This is a genomic window from Nitrospirota bacterium (assembly GCA_040752355.1).
Taxonomy (GTDB): domain Bacteria; phylum Nitrospirota; class Thermodesulfovibrionia; order Thermodesulfovibrionales; family Dissulfurispiraceae; genus JBFMCP01.
Window position 1 is genome coordinate 66,283 of sequence record JBFMHE010000014.1, and the last position, 25,097, is coordinate 91,379.

20 protein-coding genes and 1 pseudogene are annotated in these 25,097 nt (G+C 60.6%); 14 read left to right on the forward strand and 7 right to left on the reverse strand.

The window, feature by feature from the left end; all coding sequences use genetic code 11:
• Positions 1–14: 14 nt before the first annotated feature.
• The 3 genes from AB1805_11150 to AB1805_11160 all read left to right on the forward strand — a co-directional run bounded on the left by AB1805_11150 (position 15) and on the right by AB1805_11160 (position 2,374).
• Positions 15–647 carry a PHP domain-containing protein gene (locus AB1805_11150; GenBank protein ID MEW5745978.1) on the forward strand — a complete coding sequence of 211 codons (633 nt, stop codon included), beginning with the start codon at positions 15–17 and terminating at the stop codon, positions 645–647.
• Between the two features lie 292 nt (positions 648–939).
• Positions 940–1,812, forward strand: coding sequence for an SDR family oxidoreductase (locus AB1805_11155; protein MEW5745979.1), 873 nt, complete (start codon positions 940–942; stop codon positions 1,810–1,812).
• 106 nt (positions 1,813–1,918) lie between these two features.
• Positions 1,919–2,374 carry a hemerythrin domain-containing protein gene (locus AB1805_11160; protein MEW5745980.1) on the forward strand — a complete coding sequence of 152 codons (456 nt, stop codon included), beginning with the start codon at positions 1,919–1,921 and terminating at the stop codon, positions 2,372–2,374.
• 79 nt (positions 2,375–2,453) lie between these two features.
• Here the strand turns inward: AB1805_11160 and AB1805_11165 are convergent, their stop codons facing one another.
• The 3 genes from AB1805_11165 to rlmB form a co-directional block, all read right to left on the reverse strand.
• Positions 2,454–2,975 carry a CBS domain-containing protein gene (locus AB1805_11165; protein MEW5745981.1) on the reverse strand — a complete coding sequence of 174 codons (522 nt, stop codon included), beginning with the start codon at positions 2,973–2,975 and terminating at the stop codon, positions 2,454–2,456.
• A gap of 110 nt (positions 2,976–3,085) precedes the next feature.
• The gene (locus tag AB1805_11170; protein MEW5745982.1) at positions 3,086–4,246 is read right to left on the reverse strand and encodes a nicotinate phosphoribosyltransferase; all 1,161 of its coding nucleotides are present in this window, start codon (positions 4,244–4,246) and stop codon (positions 3,086–3,088) included.
• Between the two features lie 132 nt (positions 4,247–4,378).
• Positions 4,379–5,134, reverse strand: a complete 756-nt coding sequence (gene rlmB / locus AB1805_11175; protein MEW5745983.1) for a 23S rRNA (guanosine(2251)-2'-O)-methyltransferase RlmB — start codon at positions 5,132–5,134, stop codon at positions 4,379–4,381.
• A 228-nt stretch (positions 5,135–5,362) separates the two neighbouring features.
• Here rlmB and AB1805_11180 point away from each other — a divergent pair, with 228 nt between their 5' ends.
• Together AB1805_11180 and AB1805_11185 are read left to right on the forward strand one after the other, a co-directional pair.
• Positions 5,363–5,590 (forward strand): AbrB/MazE/SpoVT family DNA-binding domain-containing protein, encoded by a 228-nt coding sequence (locus AB1805_11180; GenBank protein ID MEW5745984.1) that lies wholly within the window; start codon positions 5,363–5,365, stop codon positions 5,588–5,590.
• Entirely contained in the window at positions 5,587–6,072 is a 486-nt protein-coding gene (locus AB1805_11185) for a type II toxin-antitoxin system VapC family toxin (GenBank protein MEW5745985.1), read from the forward strand. Before AB1805_11180 ends, AB1805_11185 begins: the two co-directional genes overlap by 4 nt.
• Before the next feature lie 204 nt (positions 6,073–6,276).
• On the opposite strand, the gene cysS is transcribed toward AB1805_11185, so the two are convergent.
• From cysS to AB1805_11200, 3 genes and pseudogenes are all read right to left on the reverse strand, one after another.
• Positions 6,277–7,743, reverse strand: a complete 1,467-nt coding sequence (gene cysS / locus AB1805_11190) for a cysteine--tRNA ligase (protein MEW5745986.1) — start codon at positions 7,741–7,743, stop codon at positions 6,277–6,279.
• A 159-nt stretch (positions 7,744–7,902) separates the two neighbouring features.
• Positions 7,903–8,409 (reverse strand): annotated as a pseudogene (gene cysE, locus AB1805_11195) (serine O-acetyltransferase).
• A gap of 22 nt (positions 8,410–8,431) precedes the next feature.
• On the reverse strand, positions 8,432–10,315 hold the full coding sequence (locus AB1805_11200; GenBank protein MEW5745987.1) for an ASKHA domain-containing protein: 1,884 nt from the start codon (positions 10,313–10,315) through the stop codon (positions 8,432–8,434).
• 284 nt (positions 10,316–10,599) lie between these two features.
• Between AB1805_11200 and AB1805_11205 the strand changes: the two genes are divergently transcribed.
• The 8 genes from AB1805_11205 to AB1805_11240 all read left to right on the forward strand — a co-directional run bounded on the left by AB1805_11205 (position 10,600) and on the right by AB1805_11240 (position 19,216).
• Entirely contained in the window at positions 10,600–10,953 is a 354-nt protein-coding gene (locus tag AB1805_11205; GenBank protein MEW5745988.1) for a DUF1104 domain-containing protein, read from the forward strand.
• A 64-nt stretch (positions 10,954–11,017) separates the two neighbouring features.
• Positions 11,018–11,470, forward strand: coding sequence for a DNA-binding protein (locus AB1805_11210; GenBank protein MEW5745989.1), 453 nt, complete (start codon positions 11,018–11,020; stop codon positions 11,468–11,470).
• Positions 11,471–11,692: 222 nt separating this feature from the next.
• Positions 11,693–15,646 carry a phosphoribosylformylglycinamidine synthase gene (gene purL / locus AB1805_11215; protein MEW5745990.1) on the forward strand — a complete coding sequence of 1,318 codons (3,954 nt, stop codon included), beginning with the start codon at positions 11,693–11,695 and terminating at the stop codon, positions 15,644–15,646.
• 217 nt (positions 15,647–15,863) lie between these two features.
• Complete coding sequence (locus tag AB1805_11220) at positions 15,864–16,082, forward strand: hypothetical protein (protein ID MEW5745991.1); 219 nt, start codon at positions 15,864–15,866, stop codon at positions 16,080–16,082.
• A 92-nt stretch (positions 16,083–16,174) separates the two neighbouring features.
• Positions 16,175–18,130 carry a methyl-accepting chemotaxis protein gene (locus AB1805_11225; GenBank protein ID MEW5745992.1) on the forward strand — a complete coding sequence of 652 codons (1,956 nt, stop codon included), beginning with the start codon at positions 16,175–16,177 and terminating at the stop codon, positions 18,128–18,130.
• Between the two features lie 57 nt (positions 18,131–18,187).
• Positions 18,188–18,502, forward strand: coding sequence for a hypothetical protein (locus AB1805_11230; GenBank protein MEW5745993.1), 315 nt, complete (start codon positions 18,188–18,190; stop codon positions 18,500–18,502).
• Positions 18,503–18,659: 157 nt separating this feature from the next.
• Positions 18,660–18,827 (forward strand): hypothetical protein, encoded by a 168-nt coding sequence (locus tag AB1805_11235; GenBank protein MEW5745994.1) that lies wholly within the window; start codon positions 18,660–18,662, stop codon positions 18,825–18,827.
• A 2-nt stretch (positions 18,828–18,829) separates the two neighbouring features.
• A complete protein-coding gene (locus AB1805_11240; GenBank protein ID MEW5745995.1) occupies positions 18,830–19,216 on the forward strand; it encodes a cyclophilin-like fold protein in 387 nt (128 codons plus the stop codon).
• Here AB1805_11240 and AB1805_11245 read toward each other — a convergent pair.
• Complete coding sequence (locus AB1805_11245; GenBank protein ID MEW5745996.1) at positions 19,213–20,463, reverse strand: PhoH family protein; 1,251 nt, start codon at positions 20,461–20,463, stop codon at positions 19,213–19,215. The two genes, AB1805_11240 and AB1805_11245, sit on opposite strands and share 4 nt — an antisense overlap.
• A 309-nt stretch (positions 20,464–20,772) precedes the next feature.
• Between AB1805_11245 and AB1805_11250 the strand changes: the two genes are divergently transcribed.
• Positions 20,773–25,086 (forward strand): acyl-CoA dehydratase activase, encoded by a 4,314-nt coding sequence (locus AB1805_11250; GenBank protein ID MEW5745997.1) that lies wholly within the window; start codon positions 20,773–20,775, stop codon positions 25,084–25,086.
• Positions 25,087–25,097 lie beyond the last annotated feature (11 nt).

Genomic DNA, 25,097 nt, shown 5'->3' on the forward strand with positions numbered 1-25,097 from the left:
ACGGGGGTGCGAGCATGATAACGAAAATCGACCTGCACAACCATTCGATCTACAGCGAGGACAGCACCGCCGAGCCCGAGGAGTCGATAGAGCGCGCCATCGAGGTCGGTCTCGACGGCATCGCCTTTACCGAGCACAATTCCTATGAGGCGTCGGAGCCGGTCGAACGGCTGAAGGAGCGCTACCGGGACAGGATCAGCATCTTCAGAGGCGCCGAGTACGCGACCGCGGAAGGGCATGTGCTGCTCTTCGGCATACGGGATGACCGTTTCCTCGGCATCGGCGAGGCGGCGCCGGTCCGGGAGGTCGTGCGCTTCGTGACGGACCGGGGAGGCATAGTGATCGTCCCCCATCCGTATCGCGAATGGTCGCTCATGAGGGCCGATCTTGGGAGCCTGAACGGCATCTGCGCCATAGAAGCGTACAACCACCATAACAACCGCACCGAGAACGACAAGGCGATGCGGGCGGCGCGGGTCCTTCAGCTGCCGACCACGGGGGGCAGCGATTCCCATGCGCGCGAGGAGGTGGGCGGCTGCTACACGGAGTTCTTCATGCTGGTGACGCACCATAACTTTATCGATGCCCTTAGAGGGGGGCGCTACCGAGGCGTGGACCGGCACGAGCCCGAGCGCCCGCTCCGTTAAACGCGGCGTGCGTGTCTTGCTTTTTGTGCGCTTTTGTGGTCCAATTTAGATAGAAGAGCCTCCTTTCATTGCATCGACGTATCGATCTCGTGTTTCCCTCGACCCCATCGCTCTTGCTCTGCAGGCTGTTCCGCTCTCTTCGTCGCTTGTCCCTGCACAGGGAAGATCGCCTGACCGTCATCCGAACCGGAAACCGGTATGCCTCCTCTGCCGGACCGGAGCTCGGCAACCGGCCGGTTCCCGTAATGAAGAGTCCCGCATACCATCAACAACCGAACCAAAGGAGGACAGCATGCCGAAGGTGCGCGGAAGGAAAAGAATGAAGAAGCCCCCGCAGGAGCAGGAGCGGCAGCCCGGCATCGAGAAGGAGATGACACCCCGGCCCAGGGCGGAGAGGCGCGAGTACCAGGGAAGCGGCAAGCTCCTCGACAGGGTCGCTCTCGTCACCGGCGGGGACAGCGGCATCGGCAGGGCGGTCGCCATCGCCTTTGCGAAAGAAGGGGCCGATGTCGTTATCCTTTATCTGAACGAGCACGAAGACGCCGAAGAGACGAAAAAGAGGATCGAAAAAGAGGGCCGGCGCTGCATCGCCATCGCCGGCGATGTCGGCGATGAGCTCTTCTGCCGTCAATCCGTGGAGCGGACCGTCGCCGAGCTCGGCAGGCTCGATATACTGGTCAACAATGCGGCAGAGCAGCACGAACGGGAGAGTATCGAAGACATCACTGCCCTGTCCCTCGAACGGACCTTCCGGACGAATATCTTCTCTTATTTTTTCATGACCAAGGCAGCTCTGAAATACTTCAGAGAGGGGAGCGCCATTATCAACACCACCTCGGTGACCGCATACCGGGGCAATCCGAAGCTGCTCGACTACTCGTCCACAAAAGGAGCGATCGTCGCTTTTACGCGATCGCTGGCGAAGAGCCTCGCCGCCAGGGGCATCAGGGTCAACGGGGTAGCGCCGGGACCCGTCTGGACACCGCTCATCCCTGCCAGCTTCAAGGCAGAGGAGATTCCGCCGTTCGGTGAGAACGTGCCGCTGCAACGGGCCGGACAGCCGGAGGAGATAGCGCCGTGCTATGTCTTCCTCGCCTCATCCGACTCCTCGTACATGACCGGACAGGTGCTGCACCCCAACGGCGGGGAGATCATCAACGGCTGATGCCGGCAGGACGCCGGATCGAGAACGCAAACAGGACACGCCGTTAAAAACAGGAGACCGGAATGCAGACGGCGGAAGCACCGGTCTCCGCACAAGGGAGGGAACGATGACTATTTTCGAGCTGTTGAAAAAGGATCATGAAGAGGCGATTAAGCTATTCGATCAACTGGACGAGCTCGAAGGCGCGTCCGGCAGCGAGAGCAAGGCGCAACAGCTCTTCAGCCAGCTCAGCCGGGAGCTCCAGATCCATATGGAGGGAGAAGAGAAACTCTTCTATCCGTCGCTGAAAGACGAGGAAGAGACCCACACCATGATACTCGAGGCGATCGAGGAGCACCATGTGATCAAGCTGCTCCTCAGGGAGATGAGCAGCATGCAGCAGGGTGAGCAATGGTTCGCCAAGCTCACGGTGCTCAGGGAGAATGTGGAGCACCATGTCGACGAGGAGGAAGGAGAGCTTTTCGACGAGGCGCGGGATATCCTGGATGAAAGCCAGACCAGCGAGATGGCGAAGAGCATGGAGGAGATGAAGCGGTCGCAGATGGCGGCAGCGGGAAGATGACCGTCGTCTGACACAGCGCACTAAGGGCAGCCTCTGCGTGGTCTGCCCTTAGTGCGTTAGAGAGAGTCTCCCGAAGCGGTCAGGGACGACGGTCGGGGGTGTCCCATTTCAGTTTCTTGATCACCGCCTTCAGGATATCGGCCCTTGTTATGATACCCAGGAGCGTCTGGTTCTCGTCGACCACGGGCAGCCTTCTTATCCGCCTCTCATCCATGATGCGCGCTGCCTCGGCGATGGTTGCACGGGGGGAGATCGTATCGGCCGGAGCGGTCATGATATCGCCTGCGATATCCCCCATTCTGCGCTCGGGAAGCTGTTCGCCCAGCATATGCCGCAAGAGGTCTTTGAGGGTATTCTCCCTCCTCACGCCCACCATCGAGAGGATGTCGGCCTGGGTTACGATGCCTATGACGCGCTGCTCTTTATCGACCACCGGAAGCCCGCTGATATTCCTTTCGGACAGGATATTCGCCACGCGCATGATGCTCTCGAACTTCGGAACCGAGAGGACATCTCTGGTCATCACATCCTGAACAAGCATCCCCAGCCCGATCGTCGACCGGAGCCGTTCGTCGGGAAGGTCATTGTGCAAGGATTTCATAAGGTCCTCCCTACGTAGTAATTGCTCTGCCCGGAATTATACCAGGGACAGGGAGAGAGAGTACAGGAAGGGGGCTTCCTGTCTCTTTCATAACAATAGTGTGCGTCCCGTTATTCCAGCGGCAGCCCTTTCACGTTCCCCAGCACGCGCTTCCGCAGCTCGGCAGGGGGCGGCGCATCGATGAGCTGTCTGCCGTTGTCCATTGCCGGGATGAGCTCATCCCGGAACGCGCCGCCGCAAGGGCAGGGGAGCTCGCCCGTCTCGAAAGGAGTGATCTTCCGCATTCCGCAGGAGCTGCACGAGAGCACGCGCTTGCTGCCGGACCACTTGCCGCGCTTGGCGAGCGGCTGCCCCTCGACCTCCATGATGTCCATAGCGAAGTCGACCACCGGAGCGTCGCTGATCGAGGTGCCGATGCCGTACCCGTCGACGAGGGGGTTCAGGCCCGGCACATCCTCTTCTCTTATGCCGCCGCTGACGTAGAACTTGACCTGCCGGTAGCCCCGCAGGTCGAGCTCCCACCGCGCCTCCTCGAGAATGCGGTAGAAGTTGCCGCGCCGGGAGCCCGGCGTGTCGAAGCGCACGGCATAGAGCCTTTCTCCCAGCGCCTCGGCGATATTCAGGCACTCGAATTTCTCGTCCTGGAAGGTGTCGATGAGGGCCACGCGCCTGATGCCCGGCGCGAGGACTTCATCGTACGCCTTGACCGCATCCAGCGTCGAGCCGAAGCAGATGATCAGGGCATGCGGCATGGTACCCATCGGGTCCTCCCTGATGAGCTCCGCCGACTTCACCACCGAAACGCCGTCGCAGCCGCCGATATAGGCATTGCGCTCGATCATGGGGGCAAGGATCGGGTGCATGCGCCGCGCACCGAAACTGATGAGCAGGCGCTCGCCGGCCAGCTTCTTGAAGCGTGCAGCCTTCGTGGCGATCCCCGAGGCCTGGCAGATGAGGCCGAGGAGGGCGGTCTCGTAGACGCAGAAGTCCTGGTACCTGCCTTCTATCTCGATGACCGGCTCATAGGGATAGAAGACCGATCCTTCCTGCATGGCCCTGACTTTTACCGGGAGGTGCTTCAGCAGGAACAACGCCTCTTCGAGACCCGCCAGCACTGCCCAGGGCCACTGACCGGGAAGGCTCTTGGCGATGAACTCGGCCTTGACCCGCTTGTTTATTCCCTTTGCCCTGAGCACCGCCATGGTGCGCTCGAAGTAGACATCGGTTATTGCGCCGTCGATGATATCCTGGGGTCGCGCGGTATGGAACATATCTCCTCCCCGGTAGCATGAGGTATCGACAGACGAAGACGTATACAAAGCTTAGCGCAAAATCGGGAGGGGTGCAATATGAAGAGCGCCGGAAGACAAAAGCTTCGGGGAGGTATCAAGAAAGCTGATCGGTCAGGCCCGTGCTCTCTGACGCAGCACTTCGTAGGAGAGGATGCCGGCGGCTACCGAGACATTGAGGGAATTGACGACCCCGCGCATGGGCAGCTTTACGACCAGATCGCAGAGGTCCCGCACGGTGCGGCGCACTCCCTCACCTTCGGACCCTACCACCAATGCCAGGGGAACGGTCAGATCCACTTCCCAGAGGGTAACGGGCGCATCGGCCTCGGCGCCGATGAGGGTGATGTCGGCGCGCTTCATCTTTTCCATGGCATGCTTGATATTGACCGCTTCGACGAGCGGGATGTGCTCAAGGGCGCCTGCCGATGCCTTGGAGACCACGGGCGTAATCCCTGCGGACCTGCGGCTCTGGAACACCACGCCGTGCGCGCCGGCGGCATCGGCGACGCGCAGTATGGCGCCGAAGTTGCGGGGGTCCTCGATGCCGTCGAGAATAATAAAAAACGGCTGCTCACCTTTCTGCGCGGGGATTTCGAGCAGCTCTTCGACCGCGATAGTCTCTTTCCTGCCGACGAGCGCGGCGACTCCCTGATGCCCCTTCTGAAAGCGTGCATCGAAGAACTCCCTGGACTCGGTCTTGACCGGGATACCTTTCGCTTTCGCCGCATCGACGATGCCCGCGATATGTCCATGACGCTGGAGCTGCCCCTGCACATACACCGCATTGATCTTCCGCCCCGATCTGATAGACTCGGTAACGGGATTGATGCCGTAGATCCATTCGCCTTTCGTGTCCCTGTCTCTCATCGAGTTCCCGAAGTAAAAAAGGTGTATACGAATGAGCTAATTGTACCATGAGCGATGAAATAACTCACTCCACAACCGGTCGGAAGCACTGGTGCGGGAGTATTCGGTTTGAACAACGACCTGAGTGGATTACCGGCGACCGCGAAGGAGCCGGAATGATGGTTGACAAGACAGGCATGGCTCCTTACAATAAAAGTAAGGAAAAATTTTCCTTACCTGGAGGTTTTTATGATCGTTGCCAAGGTGACATCCAAGGGGCAGATAACCATACCGAAAAGGGTTCGGGAGAAGCTGGGAGTGCACCCCGGAGAGGACGTCGGATTTGAAGAAAAAGACGGGGTGGTGGTTATAAAAAAGGCCGTAACAAAGTCTCCCTTCGATAAATGGGTAGGGAAGCTCCGTCACCGGAAAGGGCAGAAGACCGATGACCTTGTGAAGGGTTTGAGGGGTGAATGATCTCGGCAGTTGATACCAACGTCCTGCTCGATATCCTGATTCCTGACGAGCAGCACGCGGTACCGTCGAAAAGGGTGCTCGAGACATACCTGGAAAAAGGGCGCCTCGTGATCTCGGAAGTGGTATACGCGGAACTCGCCGCGCAGTTTTTATCAGAAAAAGAGCTTAGACATTTCCTGTCGGATACCGGCATTAACCTTGTTTGCTCAACCGAAAAGTCACTTTTCATGGCAGGCGTACGCTGGGTGGAATACTCCAGAAGCAGGGGACGATCCATACATTGTTCCCGATGCGGGAAACAGGTCAGGCCCTCATGCCAGCACTGCGGCGCTCCGATTTCGATGCGCCAAAGAGTACTCAGCGATTTCATTATCGGCGCCCACGCGCTTGCGCATGCGGACATACTGCTCTCAAGGGACAGAGGAATATACAAAGCCCATTTTCAGGACTTAAAAGTCATAGGTGCAGACACGACCCTCTGATTCCGGCATAGGCCTCTTGTATTACCGGAACATGCCTAGAAGAGTTGCAGATTCACGAGATCAAGGCTGCTACTCGCGGCCGGGGGTCAGGTCTTGAATCTTGAAAACAGCAAGAGGGATAGAATTCAAGATTCAAGACCTGACCCTCTTCCTTGTTCCCGGCAGCCCTCAAACATCGGATTATAGTATCCCCTGAAAGAGTCTTTAAACAATCCTCACCTTCCAGCCCGTGCCGTCTTTCCTGTCTTCGAGGAGCACGCCCTTTTCTTCGAGCTCTTTTCTGATCGCGTCCGCGAGCGCCCAGTCCTTGTTTTCCCGGGCTTTGCGGCGGTCCTCGATCTTCTGTTCGATCTCGGCCTGCGTCAGCGGAATTCTCTTGATCGCGAGCAGGTCGATGTTCCACTGGGCCACGGTGCGGTGGAAGAGATTCAGCACGCCGCCCGCCATGTGCAGGGCGTCCTTCGCCCGCTGCACGAGCCGCTGCGCATCCTCTCCCGCGGGCTTCGCATCGAGATACTTGTTGATCACCCTGACGAGCTCGAAGACATGGCCGAGGGCGAGGGCGGTATTGAAGTCGTCGTCCATCGCTTCCTCGAAGCGGTCCTTGAACCCGTCGAGCACTGCCGCGAGCTCTTCGCAGACTGCGGCGCTCTTCGGGGCTTTGCCCGAAACCGGCGGCGCTCCGGCGAGAAAGTCGTCGATCCGCGCGGCGGTGCTGTAGTAGCGGTCGAGGGAGGATTCGGCGTCCCGCAGCTGCTCGTTCGAAAACTCGATGGGGCTGCGGTAGTGGCTCGAGAGGATGAAGAGCCGCACCACCTCGGGATCGAACTTGTCGAGGATCTCGCGGACGGTGAAAAAGTTGCCGAGCGACTTCGACATCTTCTCCTTGTCGATCGTGATGAACCCGTTATGCACCCAGTACTTCGCGAACATCTTCCCGGAGTACGCCTCGGACTGGGCGATCTCGTTCTCGTGGTGGGGGAAGATGAGGTCAGCGCCGCCGCCGTGGATATCGATCGACTCCCCGAGGTGCTTCATCGCCATGGCCGTGCACTCGATATGCCAGCCGGGCCTCCCCTTTCCCCACGGGCTGTCCCACCAGGGCTCTCCCGGCTTCGACGCCTTCCAGAGGGCGAAGTCGGAGGGGTTCCTCTTTTTCTCCTCCACATCGACGCGGGCGCCGGCGAGGAGGTCTTTCTGCTCCTTCTTCGAGAGCTTGCCGTACTCGGGGAAGGTATCGACAGCGAAGTAGACGCTCCCGTCGGACTCGTAGGCATGACCCTTCTCGATCAGGCCCCTGATGACCTCGATCATCTCGGGAATGTGCCCGGTCGCCTTCGGCTCCACGTCGGCCCGCGCCACGCCGAGCCGGTCCATGTCGGCGTAGTATTCCTTTATATACTTCCTGGCCACCTCGTCCCACGAATGGCACTCCTCATGGGACCTCTTTATGATCTTGTCGTCGATGTCGGTGAAGTTGCGCACGAACTTCACCTCGAAGCCCTTGTGCGTGAGGTACCGCTTTATGACATCAAAGATGATGACGCTCCGGGCGTGGCCGATGTGGGAGTAGTCGTACACCGTGACGCCGCAGGCGTAGATTCCCACCTTCCGGTCGTGCAGGGGAACGAAGTCCTCCTTTTTCCCCGACATCGTGTTGTAAAGCTTCATCTTCCCTCCTTTGCCCTCCATTCGCTCTATTCTCGCTTCGAGGCGTTCGATGTAGTCCATCATCTCCTGGAACCGTTCGTCGAGGGGATCGGGAAGGCGCACATGATCGAGCGCCTCGACCGGCCCCCGCTCCTCGATACGCACGATCTTTTTCTTGATGATCCTGCCCGGCACGCCGACCACGATGGCGTCGTCGGGCACCGGCTTGAGCACCACCGAGTTGGCGCCGATCTTGACGCGGTTGCCGATCCGGATGGGGCCGAGGATCTTCGCTCCGGTGCCGACGACCACGCTGTTCCCCAAGGTCGGGTGGCGTTTGCCCTTATCTTTCCCGGTGCCGCCCAGCGTCACCCCCTGGTAGAGGAGGCAGTCCTCGCCGACCTCGGCGGTCTCGCCTATGACGACACCCATGCCGTGGTCGATGAAGAAGCCGGGACCGATCTCGGCAGCCGGGTGTATCTCGATGCCGGTGAGGAACCGCGCCGCCTGGGAGAGGAACCGGGGAACGAAGGGCACGCCGAGCTTCCAGAGCGCATGGCTGAGGCGATGGATGACGATCGCGTGCAGGCCCGAATAGGTGAGCACCACCTCGGCCGCGCTCCGCGCCGCCGGGTCCCGCTCGAAGACCGCCCGGTAATCCCTCCTTATGTCAGAAAAGAACCCCATAGTGTTTTATCAGGAATGGCGTTTACTTCTGCATCAATGCCGCGACGCTCGGGAACTGGCCGATGTCCGTATGCGGCAGGAAGAGCGCGGACATGTATTCGTCCATGAAGTTCCTCGAGACCGACAGCTCGACATACGTCATCTTCGCGGCGATCTCCTCCGCCTCTTTCCGCAGCTCCTCGGAGAGGAGGCAGAGATAGGCGCCGGTGATCGAGGTATTGCCCAGGAAGACGAAGCGCTCCTTCGGGAGGTCGGGGAGCATGCCGAAGATGATCGCCCGCTCCACATTGATGTAGTTGCCGAAGCCTCCTGCGATATAGACTTTTTCGACGGCGTCGAGCGTGAACCCGGCGTCGCCGAGCAGGGTGGTGACGCCGGCATAGATCGCGGCCTTCGCCCTGAGCAGGTTCTCGATGTCCACTTCGGTGAGCACGACATCTTTATGGTGCGCATTGCCGCGATAGAAGACGAATTCTGGCCCCTCTTCCCCGTCACGGATCCTGTCCGAGGCGCCTTTCATGAACTTCCCCTTCAGGTCGACGACCCCGGACAGGAACATCTCGGAGACCGCGTCGATCATGCCCGACCCGCAGATGCCGAGGGGCACGCCGCCGCCGATCACGCCGATCTCGGGCTCGAGGGTCGCGCGGTTTATCTTCACCGCTTCGATGGCGCCGGAGGTCGCGCGCATTCCATTACGGATGCCGCTCCCCTCGAACGCGGGGCCTGCCGAGCAGGCTGCGGTCATGAGCCATTCGTTGTTGCCCACCGCGATCTCGCCGTTGGTGCCGATGTCCATGAAGAGGGCGATCTCGGCGTTCCGGTGCATCTTCGAGGCGAGCACTCCAGCGACGATATCGCCGCCCACATAGCTCGCTACGCAGGGGACGGTGTAGATCGGGGCCTGCGGATTGATGGAGAGCTTCGCGGTGCCGGCCTTCCAGAGCGGGAACTGATTGAGCGCCGGGATATAGGGCTCCTCCCTGATCGATCCCGGGTCCATGCCCCAGAAGAGATGGGACATGGTCGTGTTGCCGGCGATGGTGGCGGAGTCGATCTCGCAGGATTGCACGGAATGGCGCTCCATCAGCGAGATGACGATGGTGTTGATATCGGTCACCACCGCGTTCCTCAGCTCGTGAAGGCCCGCGCCTTCGGTGGCATGGACGATGCGGGTGATGACATCGTCGCCGTAGCGCATCTGGGAGTTATAGGTCGACCCGACGTCGACGATCTCTCCTGTCGAGAGGTCGATGAGGTAGACCACCACCGTCGTCGTCCCGATATCGACGGCGAGGCCGAAGCGCCTGCTGCAGAGATGGGGCGGCGTAAGGAATATCGCCTCTCCGGGGACATCGTTGCCCGGGACATAGGTGAGGACCACCTTCCAGTCCGCCTCGCGCAGGATCTTGCCCATGGTCGAGACGAAGACATGGGAGAAGCGGACCGCCCCCAGCCCCTTGGCGTCGAGAGCCCGCTTCAGCCGCTCGAGATCGCTGATGTTGTCGTTGATCGTCGGCGGCGGCAGCTCGAGAGAGACCCTCTTTATAGGGGGGTTGATGGCGACGCCGAAGGACTTCAGGTAATCGACGAGGTTTTTCGTCTTTGCAATCGCGATCTTGTCGCCGACGACCAGCCGTGACTCCTTCGGTATTTCTATGAGCAGCTCCCCCCGGGGGACGGTCTGGCAGGCGAGGACCAGGCCTGCTCCCCGTTCCTGCGCTGTCAATTTCCCATGGGAAAGTATCTCATGCGCCCCCTCAACGATCCTGACCTTGCACTTGCCGCAGGTGCCTTTGCCGCCGCAGGAGGCGACGAGGTAGATGCCTGCCCTTTTGAGCGCCTTGTAGAGGTCCTCTCCTTCGTTCGCTTCTATGATTTCATCGGATGTCGATCGGATATTCACGAAACACCTCATACACTACTGGCTGTTCCAAAAGGATATTGTAACATATGCGGCGGCGCTGGGCGCGTGCAGCGGCAGAGGCGGCAAAGAGATGCAATTTGTGCGCAACGGCATGCAAAGATTGCGCAAATTGCAATTACCAGGTATTCTAAATCATGGAATAGCAGGGTGTAAGTGTTTGAAAAGCATGAACGGTCGCTCCTGGTATGGACATTGCAATTTATGCAGTGTCGCTCCGGATGAGCTATTATTTATCTAGAAGCCGAAAAAGGAGGAGGATACCGATGAAGATGAGAACGAGCGTTGCAGGGGGGCTCCTCGGCTCGATGCTTCTGCTGTCGCCGGTGTTTGCCGCCGATTACAGCATGATGACCACCGAGGAGCTCTCTCGCATGAGGGGCGGGATGCAGGACGCCCCGATCGAGGAGCGCCAGGCCTTCCAGAACGAGTGGCAGCAGAGGGTCCGCACCATGACCCAGGAAGAGAAGAGGAGATACCTCGAGAGGCCCGAAGGAGCTGAAGAGAGCAGAGAACGCGAACGGAAGAGGGAGGGATTCCAGGAGGACCGGATCAAGCGCGGCATCGAGAGCGGCGGCGCGGGCCCCCGCAGGATGGGTAACGGCAGAGGGGGAAGGTAGCCCCCGGTCGTAGGCGTACGTATGAGCATTACACTACAGCAGTGATGAAGGAGGCATGATGCGTATGAAGAGAATCGTCGGTCTGCTCATTGCCGTATTCCTGATCAGTGCGACCTCCCTCGCCTTTGCGCAGCCCATGAAGGGCAGGGGTATGGGAGGATGGGGCATGGGGACGAAGTACCAGAGGATGTATAACCCGGCCACGGTCGAGACGCTCACCGGGACGGTCGAGGCTGTCGAGAAGATAATGCCGATGCGCGGCATGTCCTACGGGATTCATCTCCTGGTGAAGACCGATAAAGAGAGCATCCCGGTCCATCTCGGTCCGGCCTGGTATATCGACAAGCTCGACGTGAAGTTCGACAAGGGCGATACGATCACGGTCAAGGGATCGCGGGTGACCGTGGCGGAAAAGCCGGCCGTTATTGCCGCTGAAGTGACGAAGGGCGACAAGACCGTCACGCTCCGCGACGACAAGGGCGTGCCTGCCTGGGCCGGGGCAGGAAGAAGGCGTTAGCCGTGAGCAAAGCCGGCCCCCTGCCCGACAGCGGTGGGGAGCCGGCTCCCCCCGCTGTCGTACCGTCAGCAGGCATTGTCCTCTCCGAGGTATAATAAGGAGTTGTCCGGTCGTTCGCCGTGCTGTTCCGCCTATCTCTCTGTACTTTCTTCCTAAATGAATATCGCGCAGGGCGGAGTATGGTACAATGACAGGGCTGACCACGCAACAAAGGAGAGAATAATGCCGCACCACAACCTTTTGCATCTCTATCGCACCCCTGCGCTTTCGCTCTATAAAAAGGATGTCCTCCTGAAGGCAGCGAGGGAGAGGATCGATGCCCGCATCCGCGATATAGAGACCGAATTCTGCTTCAATATAGAGGCTTCAGCGCCGCTTACGGATGATGAGCTCGGCACGCTGCAGTGGCTTCTCGCCGAGACCTTCGAGCCCGAGGGCTTTTCTCCCCGTAGTTTTTTGACGCGTGATGCGTCACGCGGTGCGCATCACGACGTTATCGAAGTCGGCCCCCGCATGAGCTTCACTACCGCGTGGTCGACGAATGCCGTCTCGGTCTGCCATGCCTGCGGGCTCACGAAGGTCACCCGCATGGAGCGCTCGCGGCGATATAAACTGCTGGGCGATCAGCAGCCGGCTTCGGAGTTCCTGCCGCTGATCCACGACCGTATGACCGAGACGCGCTATCCCGCGCCGCTCACGACCTTCGAGACAGGTGTACAGCCGGAGCCGGTGAGGATCGTCCCGGTCCTCGAGGAGGGGAAGGCGGCGCTCCTGAAGATCAACGACGAAATGGGCCTGGGCCTCGATGAATGGGATATCGACTATTACTACACCTTGTTCGCCAAAGACCTCAGGCGCAACCCGACCAATGTGGAGTGCTTCGATCTGAGCCAGTCGAACAGCGAGCATTCGCGCCACTGGTTTTTCAGGGGGCGCCTCGTCATCGACGGCAGAGAGATTCCCGATACGCTCATGCAGATCGTGAAGGAGCCGTATAAGCGGAACCCGCACAACAGCGTCATCGCGTTCAAGGACAACTCGAGCGCCATCAGCGGCTACACGATCCGCACGATCCTTCCCGGGCGGCCCGGCGGACCGTCGCCCTTCAGGAAGAGCGAGGTCACCTGCCATATCATCTTTACGGCGGAGACGCACAACTTTCCTTCGGGAGTGGCGCCGTTCCCCGGCGCCGAGACCGGCACGGGCGGCAGGATACGTGATGTCCATGCCACCGGGAAGGGGAGTCTCGTGGTGGCCGGTACCGCGGCCTATTGTGTCGGCAATCTCCAGATACCCGGCTATCCGCTCCCCTGGGAGCACGGCTCCTTCACGTATCCCGGCAACCTCGCCTCGCCGCTCCAGATCGAGATCGAGGCGAGCAACGGCGCGTCCGATTACGGCAACAAGTTCGGCGAGCCCGTTATCCAGGGCTTTACCCGCTCGTTCGGCCTGCGGCTGCCGGACGGCGAGCGGCGGGAGTGGCTGAAGCCGATCATGTTCACCGGCGGCGTGGGGCAGATCGACAGCCGGCATACCGAAAAAGAGGAGCCGCGGAAAGGGATGCTCGTCGTGAAGATCGGCGGCCCTGCCTATCGCATCGGCATGGGCGGCGGCGCAGCCTCGAGCATGATCCAGGGAGAGAATGTCGAGGCGCTCGACTTCAACGCCGTGCAGCGCGGCGACGCGGAGATGGAGCAGAAGGTGAACCGCGTCATCCGGGCCTGCGTCGAGCTGGGCGACGAGAACCCCGTCGTCAGCATCCACGACCAGGGCGCCGGCGGCAACTGCAATGTCGTGAAAGAGATCGTTCACCCCGCCGGGGCGAAGATCGATATAAGAAAAATCATCGTCGGCGACAACACGCTCTCGGTCCTCGAGATATGGGGCGCCGAGTACCAGGAGCAGGACGCGCTGCTCGTCCGTGCCGACCATGCCGGGATGTTCGGGATGCTCTGCACGAGGGAGAAGGTGCCGGTCGCCTTCATCGGGGAGATTACGGGCGACGGGTATATTGTCGTGTACGACAGCGCGGATAATACCGTCGCCGAGAACCTGAGCCTCGATAAAGTCCTCGGCGACATGCCGCAGAAGACCTTCAGGATGGAGCGGGTCGCCCTGCATACCCAGGAGCTGAGCCTGCCTGAAGGCATAACGGTTATGGATGCCCTCGACAGGGTGCTCAGGCTCCTCTCCGTGGGGTCCAAGCGGTTCCTCACCAATAAAGCAGACCGCTCCGTCACCGGCCTGGTGGCGCGGCAGCAGTGCGCCGGGCCCCTCCAGCTCACGGTAGCGGATGTGGCGGTCATCGCGCAGAGCCACTTCCCCGATGACCAGGGGAAGTTCACGGGCGCTGCCATCTCGATCGGCGAGCAGCCGATCAAGGGACTTATCAATCCGTCGGCAATGGCGCGGATGAGCGTGGGAGAAGCCCTGACCAATATCGTCTGGGCGCGGATCAGCGGCCTGCGCGACATCAAATGCTCTGCCAACTGGATGTGGGCTCCCAAGCTTCCCGGCGAAGGCGCGCGGCTGTACGATGCGGCGATCGCGATGCGCGATATCATGCTCGAGCTCGGCATTGCCGTGGACGGCGGAAAAGACAGCCTCTCGATGGCGGCCCGGGTGACGCATGCATCGGGAGAGGTGGAGGTCGTCAAATCTCCGGGCAGCCTCGTCATCTCCGCCTATGCCACCTGCCCCGATGTCACCAAGGTGGTGACGCCCGACCTGAAGATGCCGGGGAGGAGCAGGCTCATCGCCGTCGATCTCGGCTACGGCAAAAACCGGCTCGGCGGCTCGGCGCTCGCCCAGTGCTACAAGCAGGTGGGGGCGGAGGCCCCTGATGTGGACAATACGCAGCTGCTCAAGGATGCCTTCAATGCGGTGCAGGAGCTTATCGGCGCCGGCAGGGTCCTCGCCGGTCATGACCGGAGTGACGGCGGGCTGATCACGACGCTGCTCGAGATGGCCTTCGCCGGCAACTGCGGTATCGATATCAGTCTGAGGAGCCGCACCGGCCAGGACCCCCTTCCCGTCCTCTTCGCCGAGGAGCTGGGGCTGGTGATCGAATATCTGCCTGAAGACGAGCGGGAGGTTGCCAGGGTATTCAGTGCCCACGATGTGCCGTACCAGATCATCGGCGCCAGTCTTCCCGAAAAAGATATCAGGGTGCGTGTCGATGGGGAGGTGGTGGTCGAGGCAGACATGCGGGCCTTGAGGGAGGTCTGGGAGGAGACGAGCCACCGGCTCGACCTGCTCCAGGCCAATCCCGCCTGTGTCGCTGAAGAAAGGGCGCTGGCTTATGATCGGCCGGGACCCTCGTACAGGGTTGGCTTCACGCCCGAAGCGACGCCCGAAGTGCTCGTGAAGCGGGAGGCGAAACCCGCGGTGGCGATCGTCCGGGAGGAAGGGAGCAACGGCGACCGCGAGATGTCCTCTGCCTTCTATGCCGCGGGATTCGAGCCCTGGGACATTACCATGACCGACCTCCTCGACGAGCGCATCGCCCTCTCCCGTTTCAAGGGCGTCGCCTTTGTCGGGGGGTTCAGCTACGCCGATGTCCTCGATTCGGCCAAGGGGTGGGCGGGAACCATACGCTTCAACAAGCGGCTTTTCGAGGAGTTCCGGCAGTTCTATCACCGCCCCGATACGTTCAGCCTCGGCGTCTGCAACGGCTGCCAGCTGGCAGCGCTCCTGGGGTGGGTGCCCTGGCAGGGCATCCCGGACGAGCGGCAGCCGCGCTTTATCCACAACCGGTCCGGGAGGTTCGAATCCCGCTTCTCGACCGTGAAGATACTGAAGAGCCCGGCGGTCATGCTCAGGGGCATGGAAGATTCGGTGCTCGGCATCTGGGTGGCCCACGGGGAGGGACGGGCACACTTCCCCGACGCATCGATCCTCCAGGAAGTAATGAAAAAAGAGCTCGCGCCGATAAGATATGCAGACGATGGCGGAGAGATCACCGAGGCCTATCCCTTCAGCCCCGGCGGCTCGCCGATGGGGATTGCGGCGCTCTGCAGCCCCGACGGCAGGCATCTCGCCCTGATGCCCCACCCGGAGAGGGCGTTCCTCACCTGGCAATGGGCGTGGATGCCGGAAGCGATGAGGCGGCAGCTCAAGGCCTCTCCGTGGCTGAAGCTGTTCCAGAACGCACGGGAATGGTGCGAGAGCAGGTAACATCCCTCGGTCAATGTGTAGTCGCTTCAGAAAAGGGGGGGAGCTGCAGCTCCCCCCTTTTCTGTGCTCGTGCTGGCCGCCCGCGCAGCCGAGGGGCGGAGCGTGCCGGGCCGTCGCGTTGATTTCGTACCCGGCTGTTCGAATTCGCAAACAAGATCATAGAGCCGTAACGCAGTAAAAAAGGATCGGTCAATTCTCGTCACGCAGCGGAGGTGCGATGGTTACGAAGTCTCTGGTCAAATCGTTCTATAACGGCATGCTCGTCACCTGCTATGAGCATGAGGGGAGAAAGTATGTGGCGAACCAGCACGGCAACTGGGATGTGTACGAAGGGGAGTATGCCCGGGGGAGCAGGGCGAGGACGGTGCCGAAAGAGGCGGAAGAGATAAGGAAGATTATCAGCGCGTATACCAGGCAGGAGCGGGGAGGCAAGTAGCCTGGCCCCGTGCCCTGTTGTGCCGCGTGAATCGAGTGGGGGAGCTGTGGGGAGGGCTGTTCCGCAGTGATGACGACGACGAGGTGTGGAAGATGCATCTGACGATTGCAAGGAAGCTTTACGCAGTGTCCGGACTGTTCCTCTTTATTATCCTGACGGTCTCCCTGCTCGGTATCTACGCCCTGCGGAAGACGACCAGCTCCTATGCGGTGATCCTGAAAGAGCCGGTGGTCAGCAAGCAGTACGCTATGAGCGCGAAGGAGCACTTTTCGAATGCCGTGGGGTACTTTATCGCCTCCTCTATTTCGGGCGCCGAAAATGAAGAGCTGGCAGAGAATTTCGCCAATGAGATAGAGGTGACCATCGATAACCTGGGCGAGATAAAGAAGCAAGCCACCTCCGAGGAGAAGAGGAAGATAGAAGAGGCCGAGGGGCTGATCGGGGAGTTCGACGGCCTTTTCAAGAAGTTGACCGAGGCAAAGAAGAGGAGCGGCGGTCTCTCGCAGGAGGAGCTGAAGCGGAGGGAGGAGCTCGAGTACAGCGTAAAGAGCCTCCTCCTCGGCATCGCAACGAGCCAGGACAAGAAGATCAAGCGTCAGACCGAGCTTACCGAGGCGCTCGAGAAGAAGGTCGTGGCGGTCCTCATCGCAGGCGCCGCAGCAGGCCTCGTGGCGGGCATCGTCCTAACCTTCCTGGTTATCAGAGGGGTTGTGCCGCCCATAGACAGGATTACCGAAGCCGCGGGGCGCATCGCCCGCGGTGACCTGAACGTCAGGGTGGATCACACGGCAAAGGACGAGATAGGGAGCCTTGCCGAGAGCATGAGGATCATGGTGCAGTCGTTCAATGCAATGATCGGCAGCACTATTGCCGCTACGCATGATGTCGTGTCTACCATAGGCATGGTTAATCAGACCTCGGAAAAGACTGCCGAAGGGGCGCGAAAGCAGGCGAACCAGGCATCTCAAATAGCCGCTGCTTCCGAGCAGATGACCCATACGATTACCGACATTGCACGGAACGCTTCAACGGCCTCGGAGACGTCTTCAGAAGCAATGGCGACGGCGGTAAAGGGCAAGGAGATTGCCGACGGCGCTGTGGAGACGGTCAATAAGGTCTACACCTCCACCGTCGAGCTCGCAACGATGGTCGAACGGCTGAACAGCAGTACGTCCGAGATCGGCACTATCGTCACCGTTATCAAGGACATCGCCGACCAGACCAATCTCCTCGCCCTGAATGCCGCAATAGAGGCGGCGCGGGCCGGGGAGCAGGGGCGGGGATTTGCCGTCGTTGCCGACGAGGTGAGAAAGCTCGCCGAGAGGACGGTGCGGGCTACGGCTGAAATTACCGAGAAAATAGGCATGGTTCAATCGGAATCGGCGGAGACGACGAGATCCATGTCTGAAGCGTCGGCTGAGGTGACCAAAGCGACCGAATACATACGGGAAGCCGGTGAGGCACTGAACCATATCGTGGAAACGGTCCACCGGGTGCGGGACCAGGTGACCCAGATCGCTGCCGCGGTCGAGGAGCAGTCGGCCGCCTCGGAAGAGGTTTCGAATAATATAGAACAGACGGCGTCGGTCGCAAAGGAAATGGAGAGCCTGGCGTTGGAGATGACGCACAAGGTAAACGGGTTGACAAAGGTTGCAGAGACGCTGCGGGATTCCACGGCGGGGTTCAAGACGCAGGAGACCGAGCTGCTGGTTCTCGATATCGCCCAGACCGACCACCGGATGTTCGTCGAAAAAGTACATGCGTGCTTGAAAGGCGACGTGGTCCTCGACCCGGCGCAGCTCGTCGACCACCGCTCCTGCAGGTTCGGGAAATGGTACGGGGGAGAGGGCAGGGAGCTCTGCGGGCGGTTGCGGAGCTACCGGGACATTGACGCTCCCCATGAGCAGATCCACAGGCTTGCCCGCGAGGCGGTTGCGGAGTATAATGCAGGAAAGAAGGACAAGGCGGAGAAGCTGTATCGCGAGGTGGAAGCCCTCTCGCATACGGTGGTGGAACTTCTGGATGCGTTGAAAAGGGAGTCAGCCTAGGTTTGCTCGGAGAGAGCGCTCTCTCCGGCGCCTTGTAAAACACAGGAGGAGGATACGATGAAGGCGGTACGAGTAGCAGCACGCATCATGACAGTGACGCTCTGTCTGGCGCTCTTTGCGGGCGGCCTTATGGCAGCGGAGAAACTCGAAGGCAAGGGCAAGATCAAGGACTACGATGTAAGCAAGAAGACGGTCGTCGTCACGATCGACGGCAAGGACACGACCTTTGTTGTCGAACATGGAGGAGCGCTCAAGAAGCTCGGCGACCGCCTCGAGAAGGGCGACGAGGTGAAGGTCAAATACTTCAACGAGGGCGGCAAGAACGTTATCAAGAGCTTCAACGACCTCAAAGGGACGAAGCCCGGCTGCTGAGAATCGCTGCTGAGCTGCTCGTTTCAAAAAGGCCCCCCGGAAGGCTCCGTCGTCCCGCAGCGCGCGTGATGACGGAGCCTTTCTGCATCTCCCTCCCCCGTGAGCAAGAAAAAGATGCTTCCCGCGGCTTGTTCCGTACTATAATATGAATAGTGTCATGAGCAAGGGAACGGCGCCGATGAAGAGGCACGGCAGCAAAAGCGTCAGGGGGAAGGGTCTCCCGGAGGGACGTGCGTTCTCTCTCTGCGCCAACAAGGACTGCAAGCTCAAGAAAGAGGCGGGCTGCAAGGGGTTCGAGGCCTGTCCCGGGTATAAAGGAAGATAACGATGCCCCTCCCGATCTCGATAACCATGGGGCCGGTGGTCGTGGAGGCGGAGCTTTTCGATACCGCCTGCGCAAAGGCGGTGGCCGAGGCGCTCCCGCTCGAGGCCAGACCGGAGGAGTGGGGCGATGAGTTCTACTTCGCGGTCCCCCTCGCCGCCCCGCTGGACGAGACCGCAACCCTCCGGGTGAAGGCAGGGGACATCGGCTACTGGCCCCCGGGGAACGCCCTGGCGCTCTTCTTCGGCCCCACGCCGCTGAGCAAAGGAGATGATCCGGTACCGGCGAGCGAGGTGAACCTCGTCGGCCGGATCGCCGGCGATGCAGCGGTCCTGAGGCGGGCGAAGGGGGCGGTCACCGTCAGGATCGAGCAAAGACAGCCCTTGCCTTAACGGATCTTGAGCAGCTCCGCCGCGCGCTCGGCGAGCCGCGACCGGGCGCTCTTCGAGAGGTGGAGGTAGCAGAAGTCGGGCTCGTTGATGTACCTGCCGATCAGGAAGGCGAGCCCGTTGCTCTCGGCGTCGAGGTAGGGCGAATCGATCTGGGTGAGGTCGCCGGTAAATATGATCTTCGTCCCTTCTCCTGCCCTCGTGGCGATCGTGAGGGTGTCGATAGGACGCAGGTTCTGCGCCTCGTCGATGATCATGAACCGACGGGGCAGGCTCCTTCCCCTGATGTACGTCAACGGCTCGATATGGACGACGCCCGACTCGATGAGGTATTTCGCACTGTTGTATCTGACCCTTTTGCTGTCCTTCTCCTCCCGCGGCGTATAGACGAGCACCTCCAGGTTATCGAAGATGGGCTGCATCCAGGGGTTGAGCTTCGCCTCGATATCGCCGGGCAGGTATCCCAGGTCCTTTCCCATCGGGATGACCGGACGGGCCACGATCACCTGTTCGATCTTCTTTTTCTCGTAGAGGTGCAGCCCCGCGGCCAGGGCGAGGAGCGTCTTGCCCGCTCCCGCAGTGCCGGTGAGCGCGACCATCGAGATGTCGTCCGAGATGAGCGCATCCGCTGCGCACTCCTGTTCGACATTCTTGAAGGAGAGCCCGTAGAGCCGCTCCCGTCTCCCGATCGGCATGACCGCGTCTTTCCCGTAAAGACGATAGAGCCTGTCTCCCTCGAGGCGGTAGCGTACGGAGGCGATGCCGTTCTGGTAATCGCCGTCTTCGCCGATGATCTTTCCGTAGTTTTGAAAGAGCGTCGTCTTGTCGCTCTTGTAGTCCTGGGCGTGCACGCCCTGCGCCTCGGCCTTGATGCGCACCGACGTATCTTTCGAGACGACGATGACCGGGACGCTCCCGTTATGCTCTTTCCTGATCCTCAGGGCGGTCTCGACGATCCGGTCGTCGGCGGTGAGCTTGTTGGCAGGAGCGTCCTTGAAGGTGACGTCGATCCGTACGGTGCCGCCGTCCGGAAGCGGCACCCCCTTGTGGATATCTCCCTTGTCGCAGAAGTGGTCGATTTGACGCAAGGCTTCGCGGGCGGTGTAGTTCTCTTTCTTCAGCTTGTCCAGTTCCTCGATAACGGCGATCGGGATGATGCGGTGGTTATCGCCGAACTCGTTGAGAGCGAGGGGGTCATGGACCAGGACACTGGTATCGAACACGAATACTTTCTGCAGCGATGGTGTCATAGACAGTGCGCTCCGGTGGAATGACGAGCGCTCCTCCTTCCAAGAGTCATGAATGGTGCACGGAACGCATCTATATTACCAGATTGGCCGGGATAAGTGAGCATCCTGCCGCTCCTCCAGGGCTGCAGGACCGGAATATCCAATAACGGCAAGGAGCTTTTCCGTCAGGGCCTTTATAAGAGATGCCGGATATGGTATCTTTGAATAAGAGCCGTTCCCGCACCAGACCAGCAGTTCTGCCGGTATTCGTTGGTATTCGTTGCCTTTGACATACAGACAAGCCTTTTACGCCAGTGATGATGAGGTGGGATGATGCATTTCGTCGGTCTTGACGCAGGTTCGGTGAGTGTGAAGGTTGCGGTGCTCGACAAAGAGGGCGCCAAGGTAAAGGGGCGCTATGTACGGCATTACGGACACCCGGTCAACGCAGCGCTCGACCTCCTTCGTGAAATAAAGGACGCTTACCCCGAAAGCGGGCTCTCCCTGACCGGCTCCGCCTCCCGGGTCATTGCCGCTGCGCTGAAGATCAAGCCGGTCAACGAGGTCGTCGCGCAGTCCTATTCGGTCCGAAAGCTCTATCCCCGCATCAGGACCATCATCGAGATGGGCGGCGAGGACTCGAAGCTGATTCTCCTCGACGAGGGGAGGATACGGGACTTCTCGATGAATTCGCTCTGCGCCGCCGGCACCGGCTCCTTCCTGGAGCAGCAGGCGGAGCGGCTCCGGCTGGGCATCGAAGAGTTCAGCGCGCTCGCCGTGCAGTCGCGGCGGCCCTCCAAGGTAGCAGGCCGCTGCAGCGTCTTCGCCAAGTCGGACATGATACACCTGCAGCAGATCGCCACGCCCGTCGAGGATATCGTGGCAGGGCTCTGCTTTGCCGTAGCGCGGAACTTCAAGGGAACCATCGCCCGGGGCCGTGACATCGTGCCCCCGGTCGCCTTCCAGGGCGGGGTGGCGGCCAACAAGGGCATGGTGCGGGCCTTCAAGGAGGTCTTCGAGCTCGACGAGCTCTTCATTCCCGACGATTTCGCCCTCATGGGCGCCCTCGGCGCTGCGATGAGGGACAGGGACGAGGGGCTGTTCACCGCCTTCTCCATCGAGACACTGGAGGAATATCTCCGTACTACGTCTTATGATGAAAGGGGACACGCGCCGCTGTTCGGTCAGGAGGATGACTTCCCCGAGCGCCACCTGGGCGGCTCCGCAGCATGCCCCTCGTTCAGCGGGAGGCCGGGCGGCAAGGAGGCGCCGGCAGGCGGCAGCGATCACGCGCCGCCGGTCACCGCGTATCTCGGCATCGATATCGGCTCGATCAGCACCAATCTTGCAGTGATCGACGAGAGCGGCACGCTCCTCGCAAAGCGGTATCTCATGACCGCGGGCCGGCCTATCGACGCGGTGCGGCAGGGCCTGGCCGAGATCCAGGGAGAGCTCGGCGATACCGTCGAGATCCGGGGCGTCGGGACCACTGGGTCGGGCAGGTACATGATCGCCGATTATGTCGGCGCCGATATCGTGAAGAACGAGATCACGGCCCAGGCCGCAGCAGCGATCTTCATCAATCCCGAGGTCGACACGATCCTCGAGATCGGGGGACAGGACTCGAAATATATCTCTCTCCGGGACGGCATTATCATAGACTTCGAGATGAACAAGGCCTGTGCCGCGGGCACCGGCTCGTTCATCGAGGAGCAGGCCGAGAAGCTCGATATCTCGGTAAAGGGGGAGTTCGCCGCGCGCTCCTTCCGGTCGAAGAGCCCTTGCAGGCTCGGTGAACGCTGCACCGTCTTCATGGAGAACTCCCTGATGGCGAGCCTCCAGAGGGGCGCCGACAAGGACAATCTTGTCGCCGGCCTCGCCTACTCCATTGTCCAGAACTATGTGAACCGCGTCGTTGCCGGCAAGCCGATCGGCAGGACCGTATTTTTCCAGGGCGGGGTCGCCTTCAATAAGGCGGTGGTGGCTGCGTTCGAGCGGTATCTCGGCAAAGAGGTGATCGTCCCTCCCCATCATGACGTCACCGGCGCCATAGGCATGGCCCTTATCGCTCTGCGATATATGCAAAGCCGCGATGCGTCGTGCGCCACGATGTTCAAGGGCTTCGCCTTATCGCAGCGGGGTTACGAGGTCAGCTCCTTCGCGTGCAAGGGCTGTTCGAACGTCTGTGAGATCAACAAGATCAAGATGCAGGGAGAGGACGGACATCTTTTCTACGGCGGCCGGTGCGAAAAGTACGACCTCCGCCGCGCCCGGCGCTCGTCGCTTCCCGACCTCTTCTCGTTCAGGGAGGAGATGCTCTGGAAAGACCATGAGCACTACCTCAATGAGCTCTCGGTGGCGACGGGCGAAGCCGATCCTGCGGAGGCTGCCGCAGGGCGTGTGAAGCGGCACGCCTCGCGGGGAACGATCGGTATCCCCTATATTTTTTATCTCCACGACTACCTGCCGTTCTGGTCGACGCTCCTCTGGGAGCTCGGGTTCGATGTCGTCGTCTCTCCGAAGACGAACAAGCAGATCATCACCCTCGGCCTCGAAAATGTCCTTTCCGAAGCATGTTTCCCCGTGAAGGTCGCGCATGGGCATATCAAGTATCTCGTCGACACCGGCATCGATGCCGTGCTCCTCCCGAGCTTCATCGATATCGGCCAGGCTGGCCCGGGCGGAAGCGACTGCCCGCGCGGCCTCGCATGCCCGCATACCCAGACGATCCCCTATGTCTCGAAGGCTGCCATCAAGGGAGTACGGGCCCTGACACCGGTCGTGGACAGCGGCCGCGGGCAGCAGCATTTGGTGGGGGAGGTCGCCGCCGCGCTCGGCCGCTACGGGATCAGGAAGAGCGATGTCGAGCGGGCGCTTCCTGCTGCCGCGGCATCGCAGGAGCGCTTCACGAAGGCTGTCAAGGAAAAGGGAAGGGAAGTGCTCGCCGACCTCGCGGCAGGGGGGATGAGGGCGGTGGTGATCGTCGGCAGGGCGTATAATGCCTTTGACCCGAGCGTCAACCTCGAGATCCCGAAAAAGCTCTCGACCATCGAGGTGCTTTCTCTTCCCATGGATATGCTCCCCCTCGAATCCGTATCGATCTCCCGGTCATGGCCGAACATGTACTGGCGGTCGGGGCAGCGGATCCTGAAGGCGGCGCGTCTTATCAACACGACGCCGAATCTGCATGCCATTTATATCGGCAACTTCTCGTGCGGGCCCGATTCCTTTATCCTGAAGTATTTCAAGGAAGAGATGCGGAGCAAGCCTTTCCTCCACATAGAGATCGACGAGCACAGCGCCGACGCAGGCGCCATTACCCGATGCGAGGCGTTTCTCGACAGCATCGAGCAGCAGAACGGCCCGCAGCGAGCGCAGCGGCGCGAAAGCAGCGGGGCGCGGAAACACGTGAGCGCGGAAGAAGGCGGCGCTCCCCAGGCGGTCCTCCGCTCGTCCGATCTCGAAGGGCGTACCGTCTTCATCCCCCACATGGCCGACCATGCCTTTGCACTCAAGGCAGCTTTTACCTGCTGCGGGGTGCGTGCGGAGGTCCTGCCCCCCTCTGATAAGGAATCCGTCGATATCGGCAGGCGGTATGTGTCCGGAAAGGAGTGCTTCCCCTATCTGGTGACGGCCGGGGATATGCTCAAGAAGGCCCTTGCTCCTGATTTCAGACCCGAGCAGTCGGCGTTTTTCATGCCTTCCGGTACAGGGCCCTGCAGGTTCGGGCAGTACAACATCTCCCATAAGATGATCCTCGAGAAGCTCGGTCTCGGCGGCGTCCCCATCTTTGCTCCGAACCAGGACGTGGGCTTCTACCGCGATCTGGGTATCGCCGGGAGCGACTTTTCGATGGCGGCCTGGAAGGGCATCATCGCCTACGAGCTGCTGACCAAGTGTCTCCACGAAACGAGGCCCTATGAGCGCTCCGCCGGCGACGCCGAGGCGTTGTACCGGCAGTATCACGAACGGATCTCCCGTGCGCTCCAGAGCAGGAACGGGGCCATGGAACGTCTCCTCAGGGACATGCGCGACGGCTTCGAGGCGATCCCCCGCCGCCGGGAGCAGAGATCGCTCATCGGCATCATCGGCGAGATCTTCGTCCGGACACACCAGTTTTCGAACGAAGACCTGGTGCGGAAGATAGAGGCACTGGGCGGCGAAGTCTGGCTCGCGCCCATCGAGGAGTGGGTCTACTATGTCAATACGATGTCGCTGCGCAAAGCCTTGATTAAAAGGCGCAGGTCTGATATGATGAATATTCTCCTGAAACGGTTCTTCCAGAAGCGTATCGAGCACCGGTACGGCAGCGCCTTCAAGGGGTTCCTCAAGACTCTGAAGGAGCCTGAAACAGGAGAGATACTGAAGAAGGCGGCGCCCTACGTCCATGATTCGTTCGAGGGCGAGACGGTCCTGAGCATCGGCAAGGCGGTCGATCTCATCGAGCGCGGGGCAGCGGGAATCATCAGCGCGATGCCGTTCGGATGCATGCCCGGCACCATCGTCGCAGCGCTCCTGAAGGCGATCACGAGGGATTACGGGATACCCTGCATCAGTATCCCTTACGATGGTACGGAATCACCGGCCGTGGCGCTCCATATCGAGGCATTCATGGAGACGGTCGGGACGGATAAGGACAAGTAAGAAGTAAGAAG